The following is a 13,706-nucleotide window of genomic DNA, read 5'->3' as shown; positions in this document are numbered from 1 at the left end:
CGGCACTTCCGGCAGGCCTCAGCGCGTACGCCGGGTGACGAACTCCGCGAGGGCGAGCAGGTCCCCCGCCGCCGCCAGGTCCGGGACCGCCTGCGCCAGGTACTCGACGGCACGGCCCATCCGCTCGGCCGCCTGGGCCTGTGCCCAGTCCCGGCCGCCGGCCCGCTCGACCGCGTCCGCCGCCGCCCGTACCGCCGCCGCGTCGAGGGTCGGACGGCCGTAGAGCTCGGCCAGTTCGTTCCCCGCGGGGGTCCCCGAGGCGAGCGCCGCCACCACGGGCAGCGACTTCTTGTGGGCGACGAGGTCCGCGCCAGCCGGCTTGCCCGTACGGTCCGGGTCGCCCCAGATCCCGATGAGGTCGTCGATCAGCTGGAACGCGAGTCCGGCCTCGCGCCCGAAGGCATCCATCGCCGCGACCTCCTCCTCGCCCGCGCCCGCGTAGAGCGCGCCGATGGCACAGGAAGCGCCGAGCAGGGCACCGGTCTTGGCGGTGGCCATGGCCAGGCACTCGTCGAGCGAGACGTCGAGCGGCGCGCGCTGCTCGAAGGCGCAGTCCGCCTGCTGCCCCGCGCAGAGCTCGATGATGCAGGCGGCGAGGCGCGCGGCAGCGGCCGGCGACGCGGGGTGCGGGTCCTCGGCGAGCAGCCGCAGGGCGAGTGCGCTCATCGCGTCGCCGGCGATGAGGGCGTCGGGGATGCCGAAGACGGTCCAGGCGGTGGGCCGGTGCCGCCGGGTCGGGTCCTCGTCCACGATGTCGTCGTGGAGCAGGGTGAAGTTGTGCGCGAGCTCGACCGCCGCCGCGGCCTTCACGGCCTGGGCCGACTCGGCTCCGAGGGCGCGGGCCGCCGCGAGGACCAGCGCCGGTCTGATCGCCTTGCCGGCCTGTCCGGCGGCCGGGGTGCCGTCGGCGTGCTCCCAGCCGAAGTGGTACATCGCCACCCGCCGTATGGAGCCCGGCAGGGACTCGACGGTGGAGCGGAGTTGGGGATGGACGGCGGTCCGCGTCTGGTCCAGGAGCATCACGGCCCCCTGCCCGTCGGTGACGGCATCCGCGCTGGTCATGGCCACGGTCACTCCTTCATGTCCTTCGCGGTGCGAGCGCTGGGAGCGCCCGGGGGCGGGCGGGTTCGGACCCGCCCCCGGGCGTCACCGGCTCAGCGCCAGCGGCTGACCTCGACGTTCTCCAGGATGCCGAGTGCGTCCGGGACGAGGATGGCCGCCGAGTAGTAGGCGGTGACGAGGTAGGAGATGATCGCCTGCTCGTCGATGCCCATGAAACGGACCGAGAGGCTGGGCTCGATCTCGTCGGGGAGGCCGGTCTGGTGCAGACCGATCACGCCCTGGTCGGCCTCGCCCGTACGCATGCAGATGATCGAGGTGGTCCGGGCGTCGGAGACCGGGATCTTGTTGCACGGGTAGATCGGCACACCGCGCCAGGTCGGGATGCGGTTGCCGTTGACGTCGATCGTCTCGGGCACGAGGCCGCGCTTGTTGAGCTCGCGGCCGAAGGCGGCGATGGCGCGCGGGTGGGCGAGGAAGAGCTTCGAGCCCCGGCGGCGGGAGAGCAGCTCGTCCATGTCGTCGGGGCTGGGGGCGCCGTCGTGGGGCTGGATCCGCTGCCCGTAGTCGCAGTTGGAGAGGAGGCCGAACTCCTTGTTGTTGATGAGCTCGTGCTCCTGGCGCTCGCGGAGCGCCTCGACCGTCAGCCGCAACTGCTGCTCGGTCTGGTTCATCGGCTGGTTGTAGAGGTCGGCGACGCGGCTGTGCACCTTCAGCACGGTCTGGGCGACGCTCAGTTCGTACTCGCGGGGCGAGGCGTCGTAGTCGACGTACGTGTGCGGGACGACCGCCTCGCCGACGTGGCCGGCGGAGAGGTCGATGGCGGCCTCGCCGTAGTGGTTGGTGCGCTGCTCGGGCAGGGCGGACGCGGCCTCCAGGTGGGCGGCGAGCGAGCCGACGCGGTCCGCGAGGTTCCGCACGTCGTCGCGGGTGAGCTCCAGGACCGTACAGGCGGTGGCGGCGCGGGCGGTCCAGCCCCAGACGGCGTCGCCGCTGGTCAGCGCGGACTCGCCGAGGTAGGCGCCGTCGGCGAGGACGCCGAGGACGGCCTCGTCCCCGTAGGGTCCCTCGCCGATCTGCTCGATCCGGCCGTGCGCGAGGAGGTACACGCGGTCGGTGGCGGCGCCGGTGGTCGCGATGATCTCGCCCGCCGCGTACTCCCGCTGCGAGCAGCGGGACGCGAGCTCGGTCAGGGCGTCCTCGTCCTCGTATCCGCGCAGGGCGGGAAGCTCTCCCAGCTCGGCGGGGATGACCGCGACACGCTGCCCCGTCTGGACGAAGGTGACGCGACCGTCGCCCACGGAGTAGCTGAGCCTGCGGTTCACCCGGTACGTACCGCCCTGCACCTGCACCCACGGCATCATCCGCAGGAGCCACCGGGAGGTGATCTCCTGCATCTGGGGCGCGGACTTGGTGGTCGTGGCGAGGTTCCGCGCGGCGGCGGTACCGAGACTCTGCTGCGGTGCCTGGTCCGTACGGACCTCGTCGCCAACCGAACCAACGGACATGGAACTCCCTCTCGTATACGTGAGTAGCGAGAGAAGCCTTTCAGCACGGAACGTGTCGGCGCCATTACACATTCGGGTGGGACTGTTCGACGAACTTCGGGGCATGTCACGTGATTTCCCACCCGAACAGCGGCGCACCACGGGCCCCACGGGTCGTGTCCGGATCGGCTCGCACACCGCCCGAACGGATGGCCGCGGAGTGGCGGACTCCGGTACTCCGGAAGCTCACCCCGTTCCCCCGAAGGGAGTCGGTCATGGCCTCACCCATGTCCGCGAGCAGGTTCCTCGACGCGCTGCGCGACGAGGGCCTCGCGGTCGTCCAGGTCGGCGACTGGTCCACCCACAACCGCAACCACAAGGGCCCCTGGGGCCCGGTGCACGGCGTGATGATCCACCACACCGTGACCCGCGGCACCGCGAACACCGTCCGGATCTGCAGGGACGGTTACGAGGGGCTGCCGGGGCCGCTCTGTCACGGCGTGATCGCCAAGGACGGCACGGTCCACCTCGTCGGCTACGGCCGGGCCAACCACGCGGGGCTCGGCGACGACGAGGTGCTCAGGGCGGTCGTCGCCGAGCAGGGCCTGCCGCCGGACGACGAGGCCACGACGGACGGCAACCGGCACTTCTACGGCTTCGAGTGCGAGAACCTCGGCGACGGCGAGGACCCGTGGCCGAAGGTCCAGCTGGAGGCCATCGCGAAGGCGGCGGCCGCCGTGTGCCGGGTGCACGGCTGGACCCAGCGCTCGGTCATCGGGCACCGGGAGTGGCAGCCGGGGAAGGTGGACCCGCGCGGCTTCACGATGGCCTCGATGCGGGAGCGGATCGCCGACCGCCTGCGCTGACCGCGCGGAGCGGGACGGACAATGGCCGGGTGAACGCGTTCGATCTCTCCCGTCTGCGGCCCCGGATCCCCTCGCCCCTGGAGCCGGTGGAGGACGAGCGCTTCGCCCGGCGCGGTCTCACGCTGCTGCTCAAGCGCGACGACCTCATCCACCCCGACCTGCCGGGCAACAAGTGGCGCAAGCTCGTGCTCAACCTGCGCGCGGCGGACGGCCGGCCGGTGCTCACCTTCGGCGGCGCGTACTCGAACCACCTGCGCGCCACGGCCGCCGCGGGCCGGCTCCTCGGCTTCCCCACGATCGGCGTCGTCCGCGGCGACGAGCTGGCCGGGCGCCCGCTGAACCCGTCCCTCGCGCGGTGCGCGGCGGACGGGATGCGGCTGGAGTTCACGGACCGTGCCACGTACCGCGCGAAGAACGACCCCGCCACGCTCGCCGCGCTCCTGGAACGGGCCCCCGCCGGGACGTACGTGGTCCCGGAGGGCGGCAGCAACGCGCTCGCCGTGCACGGGTGCGTGGAGCTGGGCCGGGAGCTCGCCGGGGCGGCGGACGTGGTCGCCGTCGCCTGCGGCACGGGCGGCACCCTGGCGGGCCTCGCGGCCGGCCTCTCCCCCGGGCAGCGGGCGCTGGGGGTCCCCGTCCTCAAGGGCGGCTTCCTGGGCGCGGACGTCCGCGCCCTCCAGGAGGCGGCGTTCGGCGGCCCGCGCGGCGACTGGGCCCTCGACGAGCGTTTCCACTGCGGCGGTTACGCCCGTACGAGCCCGGCGCTTGAGGCGTTCGCACAGGACTTCGAGGCGCGGCACGGACTCGCCATCGAGCGGCTGTATGTCGCCAAAATGCTCCACGGACTCGTCACCCTCGCGGAGGAGGGCGCGTTCCCGGCGGGCACCCGGCTCGCGGCGGTGGTGACGGGCGCCCCCGATCCGCTCCCGGAAGCGTCACGACCCCGGCCGTGATCCGCCGGACAGGCCCTAGTCCGCCGTCTCCTCGCGGTACGCGGCGGCCTCCTCCAGGTCGAGGCGGCGGAGCAGCGTCCGCATCATCTCGTCGTCGATGCGGCGCGCGTCGCGCAGTTGCACGAAGACCTCGCGCTCGGCGTCGATCATCTCGCGGGAGAGCCGCCGGTAGGTGTCGTCGACGGTCTCCCCGGTGGCCTCGTTGACCGCCCCCAGCCGCTCCCACACCGCGTTCCGGCGGCGTTCCAGGACCGTGCGCAGCCGGTCGGCGAGGGGCTTCGGGAGGGCGTTGCGCTCGTCGGCGAGGAGGGCGTCGAGGCGTTCCTCCGCGGCCCGGGAGGCCTCGCTCTGGGCCTGGGCCTCGGCGAGGGTCTCGGCGTACCGGTCGCGTCCGGGGAGCTTCAGGAGCCGGATGAGCGGGGGCAGGGTGAGGCCCTGCACCACCAGCGTGCCGATGACGGTGGTGAAGGTGAGGAAGAGGACGAGGTTGCGGGCCGGGAACTCCACCCCGTCCGTGACGACGGGGATGGAGAAGGCGATCGCGAGGGAGACCACCCCGCGCATGCCGGCCCAGCCGACGACGAGCGGGGCTCTCCAGTCCACTTCCGGCTCGCGCTCGCGCACGCGGACGGAGAGCCAGCGGGGCAGGAACGTCGCGGGGTAGACCCAGACGAACCGCACGACGACCACAGCCACGAAGACCCCGACCGCGTACCAGACGGCCTCCGCCATGCCGTACTGGCCGAGGCCCTGGACGACGTACGGCAGCTGGAGTCCGATCAGGGCGAAGACGGCGGACTCCAGGATGAACGCGACCATCTTCCAGACGGCCTCCTCCTGGAGCCGGGTCGCGAAGTCGACCTGCCAGGCGCGGTGGCCGAGGAAGAGGCCGACCACGACGACGGCGAGGACGCCGGAGGCGCCGACCTCCTCCGCCGCCGCGTAGGCGACGAAGGGGATGAGGAGGGAGAGGGTGTTCTGGAGGAGGGAGTCGCCGAGGCCGCGCCGGAGCCAGTGGATGGGGACCATGAGGACCAGGCCGACGCCGATCCCGCCGAGGGCCGCGAGGGCGAACTCCCCGATGCCGCCGGCCCAGCTGATGCCCTCGCCGACCGCCGCCGCGAGGGCGACCTTGTAGGCGGTGATGGCGGTGGCGTCGTTCACCAGGGACTCGCCCTGAAGGATCGTGGTGATCCGGCCGGGCAGGCCGAGCTTGCGGGCGATGGCGGTGGCGGCGACCGCGTCCGGCGGGGCGACCACCGCGCCGAGCACGAGCGCGGCGGTGAGCGGCAGGTCGGGGACGAGGACGTACGCGAGCCAGCCCACGGCCACGGTGGCGAAGAGGACGTAGCCGACGGAGAGCAGGGCGACGGGCCGGATGTTGGCCCGCAGGTCGAGGTAGGACGATTCGACGGCCGCCGTGTAGAGGAGCGGGGGCAGGATCAGCGGCAGCACGATGTGCGGGTCGAGCGTGTAGTCCGGCACTCCGGGTACGTACGAGGCGGCGAGGCCGGCGGCGACCAGGAGCAGCGGGGCCGGCACCGGGGTCCTGCGCGCGAACCCCGCGATCGCGGCGCTCGCCGCGACCAGTGCCACCAACTGCAGTGCGTCCATGACCGTGTGCCCGTCCCTGTCCTGTGTCGCAAAGTAACCTGGCCATCATGAGCGAGTGCCCGCACGTTGCCGAAATGCCGCGCCCCGAACCGGCGGCGCTGGCCGACACCTGTCCGGAGTGCCTGGCCGACGGGACGCACCCGGTCCAGCTGCGGCTCTGTCTGACCTGTGGACACGTCGGCTGCTGCGACTCGTCGGCGGGGCGGCACGCGACGGGCCACTTCTCCTCCACCGGGCACCCGGTGATGCGGACCTTCGAGCCGGGCGAGGCCTGGCGGTGGTGCTTCGTGGACAGTTCGATCGTCTGACGGCCGGGCCGCCCGGTACGGCGGTCCTTCCGACGGTTCGACGGCTTCCCCGTTGGGTACGTCATCCCTCCGCCCGTCGCTCGTTTTCGCCCTCCGCAGGCCTCTACCCACCGTCCGCATCCATGGGCCTACCATGGGTGACGAGCGTGGTCGGGGGCCCGGGGGGCTCACGGCGACACGGCGGGACGGATCGCGATAGCGTCACGGCGGACTGCGCAGCCCCCTGCGCACCGCCCGGTCCGGGGCCTCTCCCCCCGGACCCCGAATGAGCTTGTGCCACCTTGGAGGTGAGGGTGTCCCAGATCACAGGCGAGCCCGGGACCCAGGACTTCGTGGAAGTCCGGCTGCCCGCTGCGGGTGCCTATCTGTCCGTGCTGCGTACGGCCACGGCCGGCCTCGCGGCGCGCTTGGACTTCACCCTCGACGAGATCGAGGACTTGCGGATCGCCGTCGACGAGGCCTGCGCGATCCTGCTCCAGCAGGCCGTGCCGGGGTCCGTCCTCAGCTGCGTCTTCCGGCTGGTCGACGACTCGCTGGACGTGACGGTCTCCGCCCCGACGACCGACGGCCGGGCGCCGGAGCGGGACACCTTCGCCTGGACGGTGCTGTCGGCACTGGCCGGGAAGGTGGAGTCGTCGGTGGCCGATGACCGTACGGTCTCGATCAGCCTGTACAAACAGCGCGGCGCGGGGCCAGGCCCGGCGTGAGGAGCGGGGACGCGACGGCCGGCATCCCTGAGCAGCAGGCGCGGCCGCATGAGGTCGCTACGGAGCAGGCGGACCAGATGAGCGAGCACGAGCAGCACCACCAGGTTCCCGAGACACCCGGCCTCCCGGAGGTCACGCCGACCTCCGGGACCTCCGAGGTCGCCGAGGTCTCCGAGGCCACTGGGGCTTCTTCGGGCCTGCCGAGCGCCGAAGAGGCCAAGGCGGACGAGGCGGACGAGGTCCCGGAGCCACCCTCCGTTCCCGGCCCGACCGACCGGAGCGGCGCCCGCGCCCTCTTCGTCGAGCTGCGCGAGCTGCCGGAGGGTTCCCCGGAGAAGGCGGAGCTGCGCAACCGGCTGGTCCGGATGCACCTGCCGCTCGTGGAGCACCTGGCCCGGCGCTTCCGCAACCGCGGCGAGCCGCTGGACGACCTGACGCAGGTGGCGACGATCGGCCTGATCAAGTCGGTGGACCGGTTCGACCCGGAGCGCGGGGTCGAGTTCTCGACGTACGCGACCCCGACGGTCGTCGGCGAGATCAAGCGCCACTTCCGCGACAAGGGGTGGGCGGTCCGCGTGCCGCGCCGCCTCCAGGAGCTGCGGCTCTCGCTGACCACGGCGACGGCCGAGCTCTCCCAGCAGCACGGCCGCTCCCCGACGGTGCACGAGCTGGCCGAGCGGCTCGGGATCTCCGAGGAGGAGGTCCTGGAGGGTCTCGAGTCGGCGAACGCCTACTCGACGCTCTCCCTGGACGTCCCCGACACGGACGACGAGTCGCCGGCCGTGGCGGACACGCTGGGCGCGGAGGACGAGGCCCTGGAGGGGGTCGAGTACCGCGAGTCGCTCAAGCCGCTCCTGGAGGACCTGCCGCCCCGGGAGAAGCGGATCCTGCTGCTGCGTTTCTTCGGGAACATGACCCAGTCGCAGATCGCGCAGGAGGTCGGCATCTCGCAGATGCACGTTTCTCGGCTGCTGGCTCGGACCCTGGCGTCGCTTCGGGAGAAACTTCTCGTGGAGGAGTAGGGACTCGTTACGGAGTGTCCTGGCCGGGGCGCCGGATGCCGAGCGCCTCGGTCGTGGCCGGGTTCACCAGGAGGACGAGCCCGGTCACCGCGAGGGCGCCGAGGACGACACCGGCCGGGATCATCGCGCTGTTCGCCTGGAGCATCTGCCAGGCCACCGGCAGGGCCAGGATCTGGGTGATGACGGCCGGGCCCCGGCTCCAGGAGCGGCACAGCCACAGGCCGCGGGCGGCGGCGAGCGGGATCAGTCCGAGTGCGACGAGCGTCACTGCGCCGGTCAGGGCGCCGGTGAGGTCGCCGGTCCCGTCCGAGAGGGCTTTCACCAGCATGTACACGCCGCCGGCGAGGAGCCCGAGGGCCTCGATTCCGGCCACGGCCGCGGCGGCGGCGAGACGGGTGGGGCGGGAGGTCTGCTCCGTACTGCTGCTGCTCATGAAGGGCAGGGTATCCGGGGCGCCCGCCGGGCCGGGCAGGCCGGGGTGGACCCGGCGGCCCCGTCGGGAAGACCCCACCGGGCGGCACCGCCGGGAGCACTGCCCCGAGCCCCGCGGAGTGTCCGACGGGTGGTCCTGGGCTGGGACAGGTACCGCCGGGTAGGTACGCTGGCGGTCATGCGCGCACTTCTCGTGGTCAATCCGGCAGCCACCACCACCAGTGCCCGCACCCGTGACGTGCTCATCCACGCCCTGGCGAGCGAGATGAAGCTGGAGGCGGTCACCACCGAGTACCGCGGGCACGCGCGCGACCTGGGGCGGCGCGCCGCCGACGAGGGCAACATCGATCTGGTCGTGGCCCTCGGTGGCGACGGCACGGTCAACGAGGTCGTCAACGGACTGCTGCACGGCGGGCCCGATCCGGACCGGCTTCCGGGTCTCGCGGTCGTCCCCGGCGGTTCGACCAATGTCTTCGCCCGCGCGCTCGGACTGCCGAACGACGCGGTGGAGGCGACCGGCGCCCTGCTCGACGCGTTGCGTGAGCGACGGGCACGCACAGTGAGCCTCGGGCTTGCGGCGGGGACCCCGGGCACCGAGGACGAAGCGGTGCCGTCGCGCTGGTTCACCTTCTGCGCCGGCCTCGGATTCGACGCGAGCGTCATCGGCCGGGTCGAACAGCAGAGGGAGCGCGGAAAGAGATCCACGCACGCCCTCTATCTGCGCCAGGTGTTCCGCCAGTTCCTGGAGGAGCCGCACCGGCGGCACGGCACGATCACCCTGGAGCGCCCCGGCGCGGAGCCGGTCGAGGACCTCGTCCTTTCCATAATCTGCAACACCTCCCCCTGGACCTACCTGGGCAATCGTCCGGTGTACGCGTCCCCGGAGGCGTCCTTCGAAACCGCTCTCGACGTGCTCGGACTGAGCCGTCTTTCCACTCCGGCGGTGGCCCGCTACGCCACTCAGCTGCTCACTTCCACGCCGGAGCGAGGGCCCCGCGGCAAGCATGCCGTGACTCTGCACGACCTGACCGACTTCACCTTGCATTCCAAGGTTCCCCTCCCCCTTCAGATGGACGGAGACCACCTGGGACTGCGTACGAGCGTGACGTTCACAGGCGTACGCCGTGCACTGCGTGTGATTGTGTGAGTGGAAGGGCCCAAAGTCCTTTCACTCGAACGTTTAGGCTGGCATCCACCCCTTAGAAGTACGGCTGTGACCTAGTCGACACCGAGGAATCAAAAAAAACTTTCCGGAAGGGGTTGCATCCGGTGTCGAGGTTTGCGAGTCTCTTCTTGGCGATCGGGACGGCCCGCAACACCGGCCTCCACTGAGAGCCAGAACCCCTCCTCAGTACCTGGACCACACCAGTTCATCTGGCAGTCGGCCCTTCACTTACGGGGGGATTCGTGAAAGCGTTCACATTCACAAGCAACCAGCTTGTAACACCCTAGAGAGGTAGCAGCCATGGACTGGCGTCACAACGCCGTTTGTCGTGAGGAAGACCCCGAGCTGTTCTTCCCCATCGGCAACACCGGTCCTGCGCTGCTGCAGATCGAGGAAGCCAAGGCCGTCTGCCGCCGCTGCCCCGTCATGGAGCAGTGCCTGCAGTGGGCGCTCGAGTCCGGCCAGGACTCCGGCGTCTGGGGTGGCCTCAGCGAGGACGAGCGCCGCGCAATGAAGCGTCGTGCCGCTCGCAACCGGGCGCGTAACGCTACCGCCTGACACCCCGCCGAAAGCCTGAGGCCAGCGGCGCATACATCGCGTATGCAATCACCGCCCTCGAGTCGCAGCGCGCAGCAGTAACCCACAGCATTCGAGCCCCGGACCGATCTCCTCGGTCCGGGGCTCGCTGCTGTGCCGCCCGCCTCAAGTGGTCACAGTGATCACGGCGGTTACAGCAATCACAGCGGTCACCGCGGTTACTTCTGCGGCAGTACGGGGATGTCGAGGATCACCTTCGTGCCGCGCTCGGCGCCGGGGACCATGTCGAAGGTTCCGCCCAACTCCCCCTCCACCAGCGTCCGTACGATCTGGAGGCCGAGGTTGCCGGCCCGCTGCGGGTCGAAGCCCTCGGGCAGACCGCGGCCGTCGTCCTGGACCGTGATCAGGAGCCGGGCGTCGACGCGGGGCTCGCCGCGGACGGCGGTGACCTCGACGGTGCCCTGCTCGCCCTGGGCGAAGGCGTGTTCCAGGGCGTTCTGGAGGATCTCCGTGAGGACCATGGAGAGCGGGGTCGCGACCTCGGCGTCGAGAATGCCGAAGCGGCCGTTGCGGCGGCAGGTGACCTTGCCCGGGGAGATCTCGGCGACCATCGCGATCACCCGGTCGGCGATCTCGTCGAACTCGACGCGCTCGTCCAGGTTCTGAGACAGCGTCTCGTGGACGATGGCGATCGAACCGACGCGCCGCACGGCCTCGTTGAGCGCCTCACGGCCGCGGTCGGAGTCCATCCGGCGGGCCTGGAGGCGCAACAGGGCGGCCACCGTCTGGAGGTTGTTCTTCACCCGGTGGTGGATCTCCCGGATGGTGGCGTCCTTGGTGATCAACTCGCGCTCGCGGCGTCGCAGTTCGGTGACGTCGCGGAGGAGGACGAGCGAACCGATCCGGGTGCCCTTGGGGCTGAGCGGGATCGCCCGCAGCTGGATCACTCCGCCGTTGCCCTCGACCTCGAACTCGCGCGGCGCGTAGCCGGAGGCCACCTTGACCAGGGCTTCGTCGACCGGACCTCGGGAGGGGGCGAACTCCGCGGTGATCTGGCCGAGGTGCTGGCCGACGAGGTCGGCGGCGAGTCCGAGCCGGTGGTAGGCGGAGAGGGCGTTGGGCGAGGCGTACTGGACGACGCCTTCCGCGTCCAGGCGGACGAGGCCGTCGCCGGCGCGCGGCGAGGAGTCCATGTCGACCTGCTCGCCGGGGAAGGGAAACGTTCCGGCCGCGATCATCTGGGCGAGGTCGGAGGCGGACTGGAGGTAGGTGAGCTCAAGCCGGGAGGGGGTGCGGACGGTGAGCAGGTTGGTGTTGCGGGCGATGACGCCGAGGACCCGGCCCTCGCGGCGTACGGGGATGGACTCGACCCGTACGGGGACCTCCTCGCGCCACTCGGGGTCGCCCTCACGGACGATCCGGCCCTCGTCGAGGGCGGCGTCGAGCAGGGGGCGGCGGCCGCGCGGCACCAGGTGGCCGACCATGTCGTCCTGGTAGGACGTGGGGCCGGTGTTGGGCCGCATCTGGGCGACGGAGACGTATCGCGTGCCGTCGAGGGTGGGAACCCACAGGACGAGGTCGGCGAAGGAGAGGTCGGAGAGCAGCTGCCACTCCGACACCAGCAGGTGGAGCCACTCGAGGTCGGAGTCGCTCAGGGCTGTGTGCTGGCGCACGAGGTCGTTCATGGAGGGCACGGTGCGAGGGTACCTGCGGAATTGCAGGGGCGGTGAACCTGGATCTCCGGGCGTCCGTGTTGGAGGATGGGCCGGGAAGGACCGCGCTCCTGTGGATGGACAGACAAGAATGGTCTAGTCCACAATGAACGCTACAAGCCTCCATCCTCCCCGCACAGGAGGATGGAACGAGGTACCCGACGCTCTCTGCCCTGACTGCGTCGAGACCTCCCACACGGCCGAGGGACCGCACACCCCCGGCCGAGCAACTCCGGGCTGCGGTGCCGGACGGGTTGAGGGTCCCGTCAGGCGCCGCGGCCCGCGGGTGTTTCCGGGGCCGTTTCCCGGGCCGTTGCCGGGGCCGGCGCCGATGCCGGTGTCACGGCCGGGGCCGTTTCCACGGGCCAGGAGCTCATCGCCCACTCCGCCACCGCCGCGAGATCCTCCCGCGTCGCCCCGTCGCGGGCCTGCTGGGACATGCCCTGGAGTACGGCGCCGCTGAAGCGGGCGAGCGCGCGGGCGTCGGTGCCCGACGACAGCTCCCCCGCCTCGACGCCCCGGCGGATCCGGGCCTCGAAGGAGGTCAGATTGGCCTCCCGGCGTGCGCGGAGGGCCTCCTCCACCTCGGGGGTCGAGCAGTTGATCGCGGCGGAGATCATCAGACAGCCGCGCGGATGGCCCGACTCCGTGAAGAGCTCCGCCGCCTCCCGCAGGACGCGCCCGATGGCGCCGCGGGCCGTCGGCTCCTCGGCGAAGGCACGGCCGCCGTACGCCCCGTACGACCCCGCGTACGCCTCCACGACCTCCTCGAAGAGCGTCCGCTTGTCGCCGAACGCCGCGTAGAGGCTGGGCGCGCTGATGCCCATGGCGCGGGTGAGGTCGGCGACGGAGGTCGTCTCGTAGCCGTGCTCCCAGAAGGCCATCGTGGCCTGCTCCAGGGCCGTGAGCCGGTCGAAGGAGCGGGGGCGGCCGCGCTGTCTCGTCACCATGGAGTGAATTCTATAGCGCGCGTTACGAAAGCTGGGGTACGGTCTTTTCGTAACGACCACTACATAAACAGGGGGGCGTCGCCATGGGCGTGCTCGCAGGCAAGACGGCACTGGTCACGGGCGGCAGCCGGGGCATCGGCCGGGGGATCGCCGAGCGGCTCGGCCGCGAGGGCGCGCGGGTCGCCGTGCACTACGGGAGCAACGAGACGGCGGCGAAGGAGACCGTCACGGCGATCGAGGCGGCGGGCGGCGAGGCCTTCGCGATCGGGCGGGAGCTCGGGACGCCGGGGGACGCGGCGGCGCTCTGGGCGGCCTTCGACGAGCGCGCGGACGGCCTGGACATCCTCGTGAACAACGCCGGGATCGGGGCGAGCCGGCCCTTCGGGACGATCGCGGAGGAGGAGTACGACCGGATCTTCGCGGTCAACACGAAGGCGCCGTTCTTCCTGGCGCAGCTGGGTGCGGAGCGACTGCGGGACGGCGGCCGGATCGTCAACGTCTCGACGGGCCTGAGCAAGGCGGCCCTCATGCCGGAGACGATCGCGTACGCGATGTCGAAGGGCGCGCTGGACGTCTTCACCCGCTATCTGTCGAAGGTCCTCGGGCCGCGGCGGATCACGGTCAACGCGGTGGCGCCGGGGATCGTGGACACGGACATCAACGCGGGCTGGCTGCGGGGCGACGAGCAGGCCTGGGCGGGGGCGGCGGCGATGTCGGCGCTCGGCGGGGTCGGCACGCCGGCGGAGATAGCGGACGTGGTGGCCTTCCTGGTCTCCGAGGACGCGCGCTGGGTGACGGGCCACTGGATCGACGCCACGGGCGGCTCGCTGGCCTGAACCGACACACGGGGGCTTCGGGCGCGCGGGGGCAGGGGGCGCAAAGCACAGGGGCGCA

14 protein-coding genes are annotated in these 13,706 nt (G+C 71.6%); 8 read left to right on the top strand and 6 right to left on the bottom strand.

Annotated features, from left to right (window positions below; translation table 11 throughout):
- Nucleotides 1–18 precede the first annotated feature (18 nt).
- Nucleotides 19–1,062, bottom strand: a complete 1,044-nt coding sequence (locus ACZ6K0_RS06230) for a family 2 encapsulin nanocompartment cargo protein polyprenyl transferase (RefSeq protein WP_376400272.1) — start codon at nucleotides 1,060–1,062, stop codon at nucleotides 19–21.
- A gap of 92 nt (nucleotides 1,063–1,154) precedes the next feature.
- Nucleotides 1,155–2,567, bottom strand: a complete 1,413-nt coding sequence (locus tag ACZ6K0_RS06225) for a family 2B encapsulin nanocompartment shell protein (protein ID WP_376400275.1) — start codon at nucleotides 2,565–2,567, stop codon at nucleotides 1,155–1,157.
- 254 nt (nucleotides 2,568–2,821) lie between these two features.
- On the opposite strand from ACZ6K0_RS06225, the gene ACZ6K0_RS06220 reads away from it, so the two are divergent.
- Together ACZ6K0_RS06220 and ACZ6K0_RS06215 are read left to right on the top strand one after the other, a co-directional pair.
- Entirely contained in the window at nucleotides 2,822–3,412 is a 591-nt protein-coding gene (locus ACZ6K0_RS06220; protein ID WP_376400278.1) for an N-acetylmuramoyl-L-alanine amidase, read from the top strand.
- 29 nt (nucleotides 3,413–3,441) lie between these two features.
- Nucleotides 3,442–4,365 carry a 1-aminocyclopropane-1-carboxylate deaminase/D-cysteine desulfhydrase gene (locus tag ACZ6K0_RS06215; protein WP_469227682.1) on the top strand — a complete coding sequence of 308 codons (924 nt, stop codon included), beginning with the start codon at nucleotides 3,442–3,444 and terminating at the stop codon, nucleotides 4,363–4,365.
- 15 nt (nucleotides 4,366–4,380) lie between these two features.
- Here the strand turns inward: ACZ6K0_RS06215 and ACZ6K0_RS06210 are convergent, their stop codons facing one another.
- Complete coding sequence (locus tag ACZ6K0_RS06210) at nucleotides 4,381–5,979, bottom strand: Na+/H+ antiporter (RefSeq protein ID WP_376400284.1); 1,599 nt, start codon at nucleotides 5,977–5,979, stop codon at nucleotides 4,381–4,383.
- Nucleotides 5,980–6,026: 47 nt separating this feature from the next.
- On the opposite strand from ACZ6K0_RS06210, the gene ACZ6K0_RS06205 reads away from it, so the two are divergent.
- The 3 genes from ACZ6K0_RS06205 (at nucleotide 6,027) to ACZ6K0_RS06195 (ending at nucleotide 8,016) form a co-directional block, all read left to right on the top strand.
- The gene (locus ACZ6K0_RS06205; protein ID WP_376400287.1) at nucleotides 6,027–6,287 is read left to right on the top strand and encodes a UBP-type zinc finger domain-containing protein; all 261 of its coding nucleotides are present in this window, start codon (nucleotides 6,027–6,029) and stop codon (nucleotides 6,285–6,287) included.
- A gap of 293 nt (nucleotides 6,288–6,580) precedes the next feature.
- The gene (locus ACZ6K0_RS06200) at nucleotides 6,581–6,994 is read left to right on the top strand and encodes an ATP-binding protein (RefSeq protein WP_024761155.1); all 414 of its coding nucleotides are present in this window, start codon (nucleotides 6,581–6,583) and stop codon (nucleotides 6,992–6,994) included.
- The gene (locus ACZ6K0_RS06195) at nucleotides 6,991–8,016 is read left to right on the top strand and encodes an RNA polymerase sigma factor SigF (RefSeq protein ID WP_469227683.1); all 1,026 of its coding nucleotides are present in this window, start codon (nucleotides 6,991–6,993) and stop codon (nucleotides 8,014–8,016) included. Before ACZ6K0_RS06200 ends, ACZ6K0_RS06195 begins: the two co-directional genes overlap by 4 nt.
- Nucleotides 8,017–8,023: 7 nt before the next feature.
- Here the strand turns inward: ACZ6K0_RS06195 and ACZ6K0_RS06190 are convergent, their stop codons facing one another.
- Nucleotides 8,024–8,449 carry a hypothetical protein gene (locus tag ACZ6K0_RS06190; protein WP_469227684.1) on the bottom strand — a complete coding sequence of 142 codons (426 nt, stop codon included), beginning with the start codon at nucleotides 8,447–8,449 and terminating at the stop codon, nucleotides 8,024–8,026.
- A 177-nt stretch (nucleotides 8,450–8,626) separates the two neighbouring features.
- Between ACZ6K0_RS06190 and ACZ6K0_RS06185 the strand changes: the two genes are divergently transcribed.
- A complete protein-coding gene (locus tag ACZ6K0_RS06185) occupies nucleotides 8,627–9,595 on the top strand; it encodes a diacylglycerol/lipid kinase family protein (RefSeq protein WP_376400297.1) in 969 nt (322 codons plus the stop codon).
- Nucleotides 9,596–9,913: 318 nt separating this feature from the next.
- Nucleotides 9,914–10,171: a WhiB family transcriptional regulator gene (locus tag ACZ6K0_RS06180; protein ID WP_004937597.1), complete on the top strand. Its 258-nt coding sequence runs from the start codon at nucleotides 9,914–9,916 to the stop codon at nucleotides 10,169–10,171.
- Between the two features lie 197 nt (nucleotides 10,172–10,368).
- On the opposite strand, the gene ACZ6K0_RS06175 is transcribed toward ACZ6K0_RS06180, so the two are convergent.
- Nucleotides 10,369–11,835 carry a sensor histidine kinase gene (locus tag ACZ6K0_RS06175; RefSeq protein ID WP_376400300.1) on the bottom strand — a complete coding sequence of 489 codons (1,467 nt, stop codon included), beginning with the start codon at nucleotides 11,833–11,835 and terminating at the stop codon, nucleotides 10,369–10,371.
- A 293-nt stretch (nucleotides 11,836–12,128) separates the two neighbouring features.
- Complete coding sequence (locus ACZ6K0_RS06170; RefSeq protein WP_469227685.1) at nucleotides 12,129–12,812, bottom strand: TetR/AcrR family transcriptional regulator; 684 nt, start codon at nucleotides 12,810–12,812, stop codon at nucleotides 12,129–12,131.
- An 83-nt stretch (nucleotides 12,813–12,895) separates the two neighbouring features.
- Here ACZ6K0_RS06170 and ACZ6K0_RS06165 point away from each other — a divergent pair, with 83 nt between their 5' ends.
- Nucleotides 12,896–13,648, top strand: coding sequence for an SDR family oxidoreductase (locus ACZ6K0_RS06165; protein ID WP_376400306.1), 753 nt, complete (start codon nucleotides 12,896–12,898; stop codon nucleotides 13,646–13,648).
- Nucleotides 13,649–13,706 lie beyond the last annotated feature (58 nt).

It is taken from the genome of Streptomyces sp. NPDC042346 (assembly GCF_055581845.1).
Note: the sequence above shows the minus strand (reverse complement) of the source record. Positions and strands in the feature narration are given on the sequence as shown.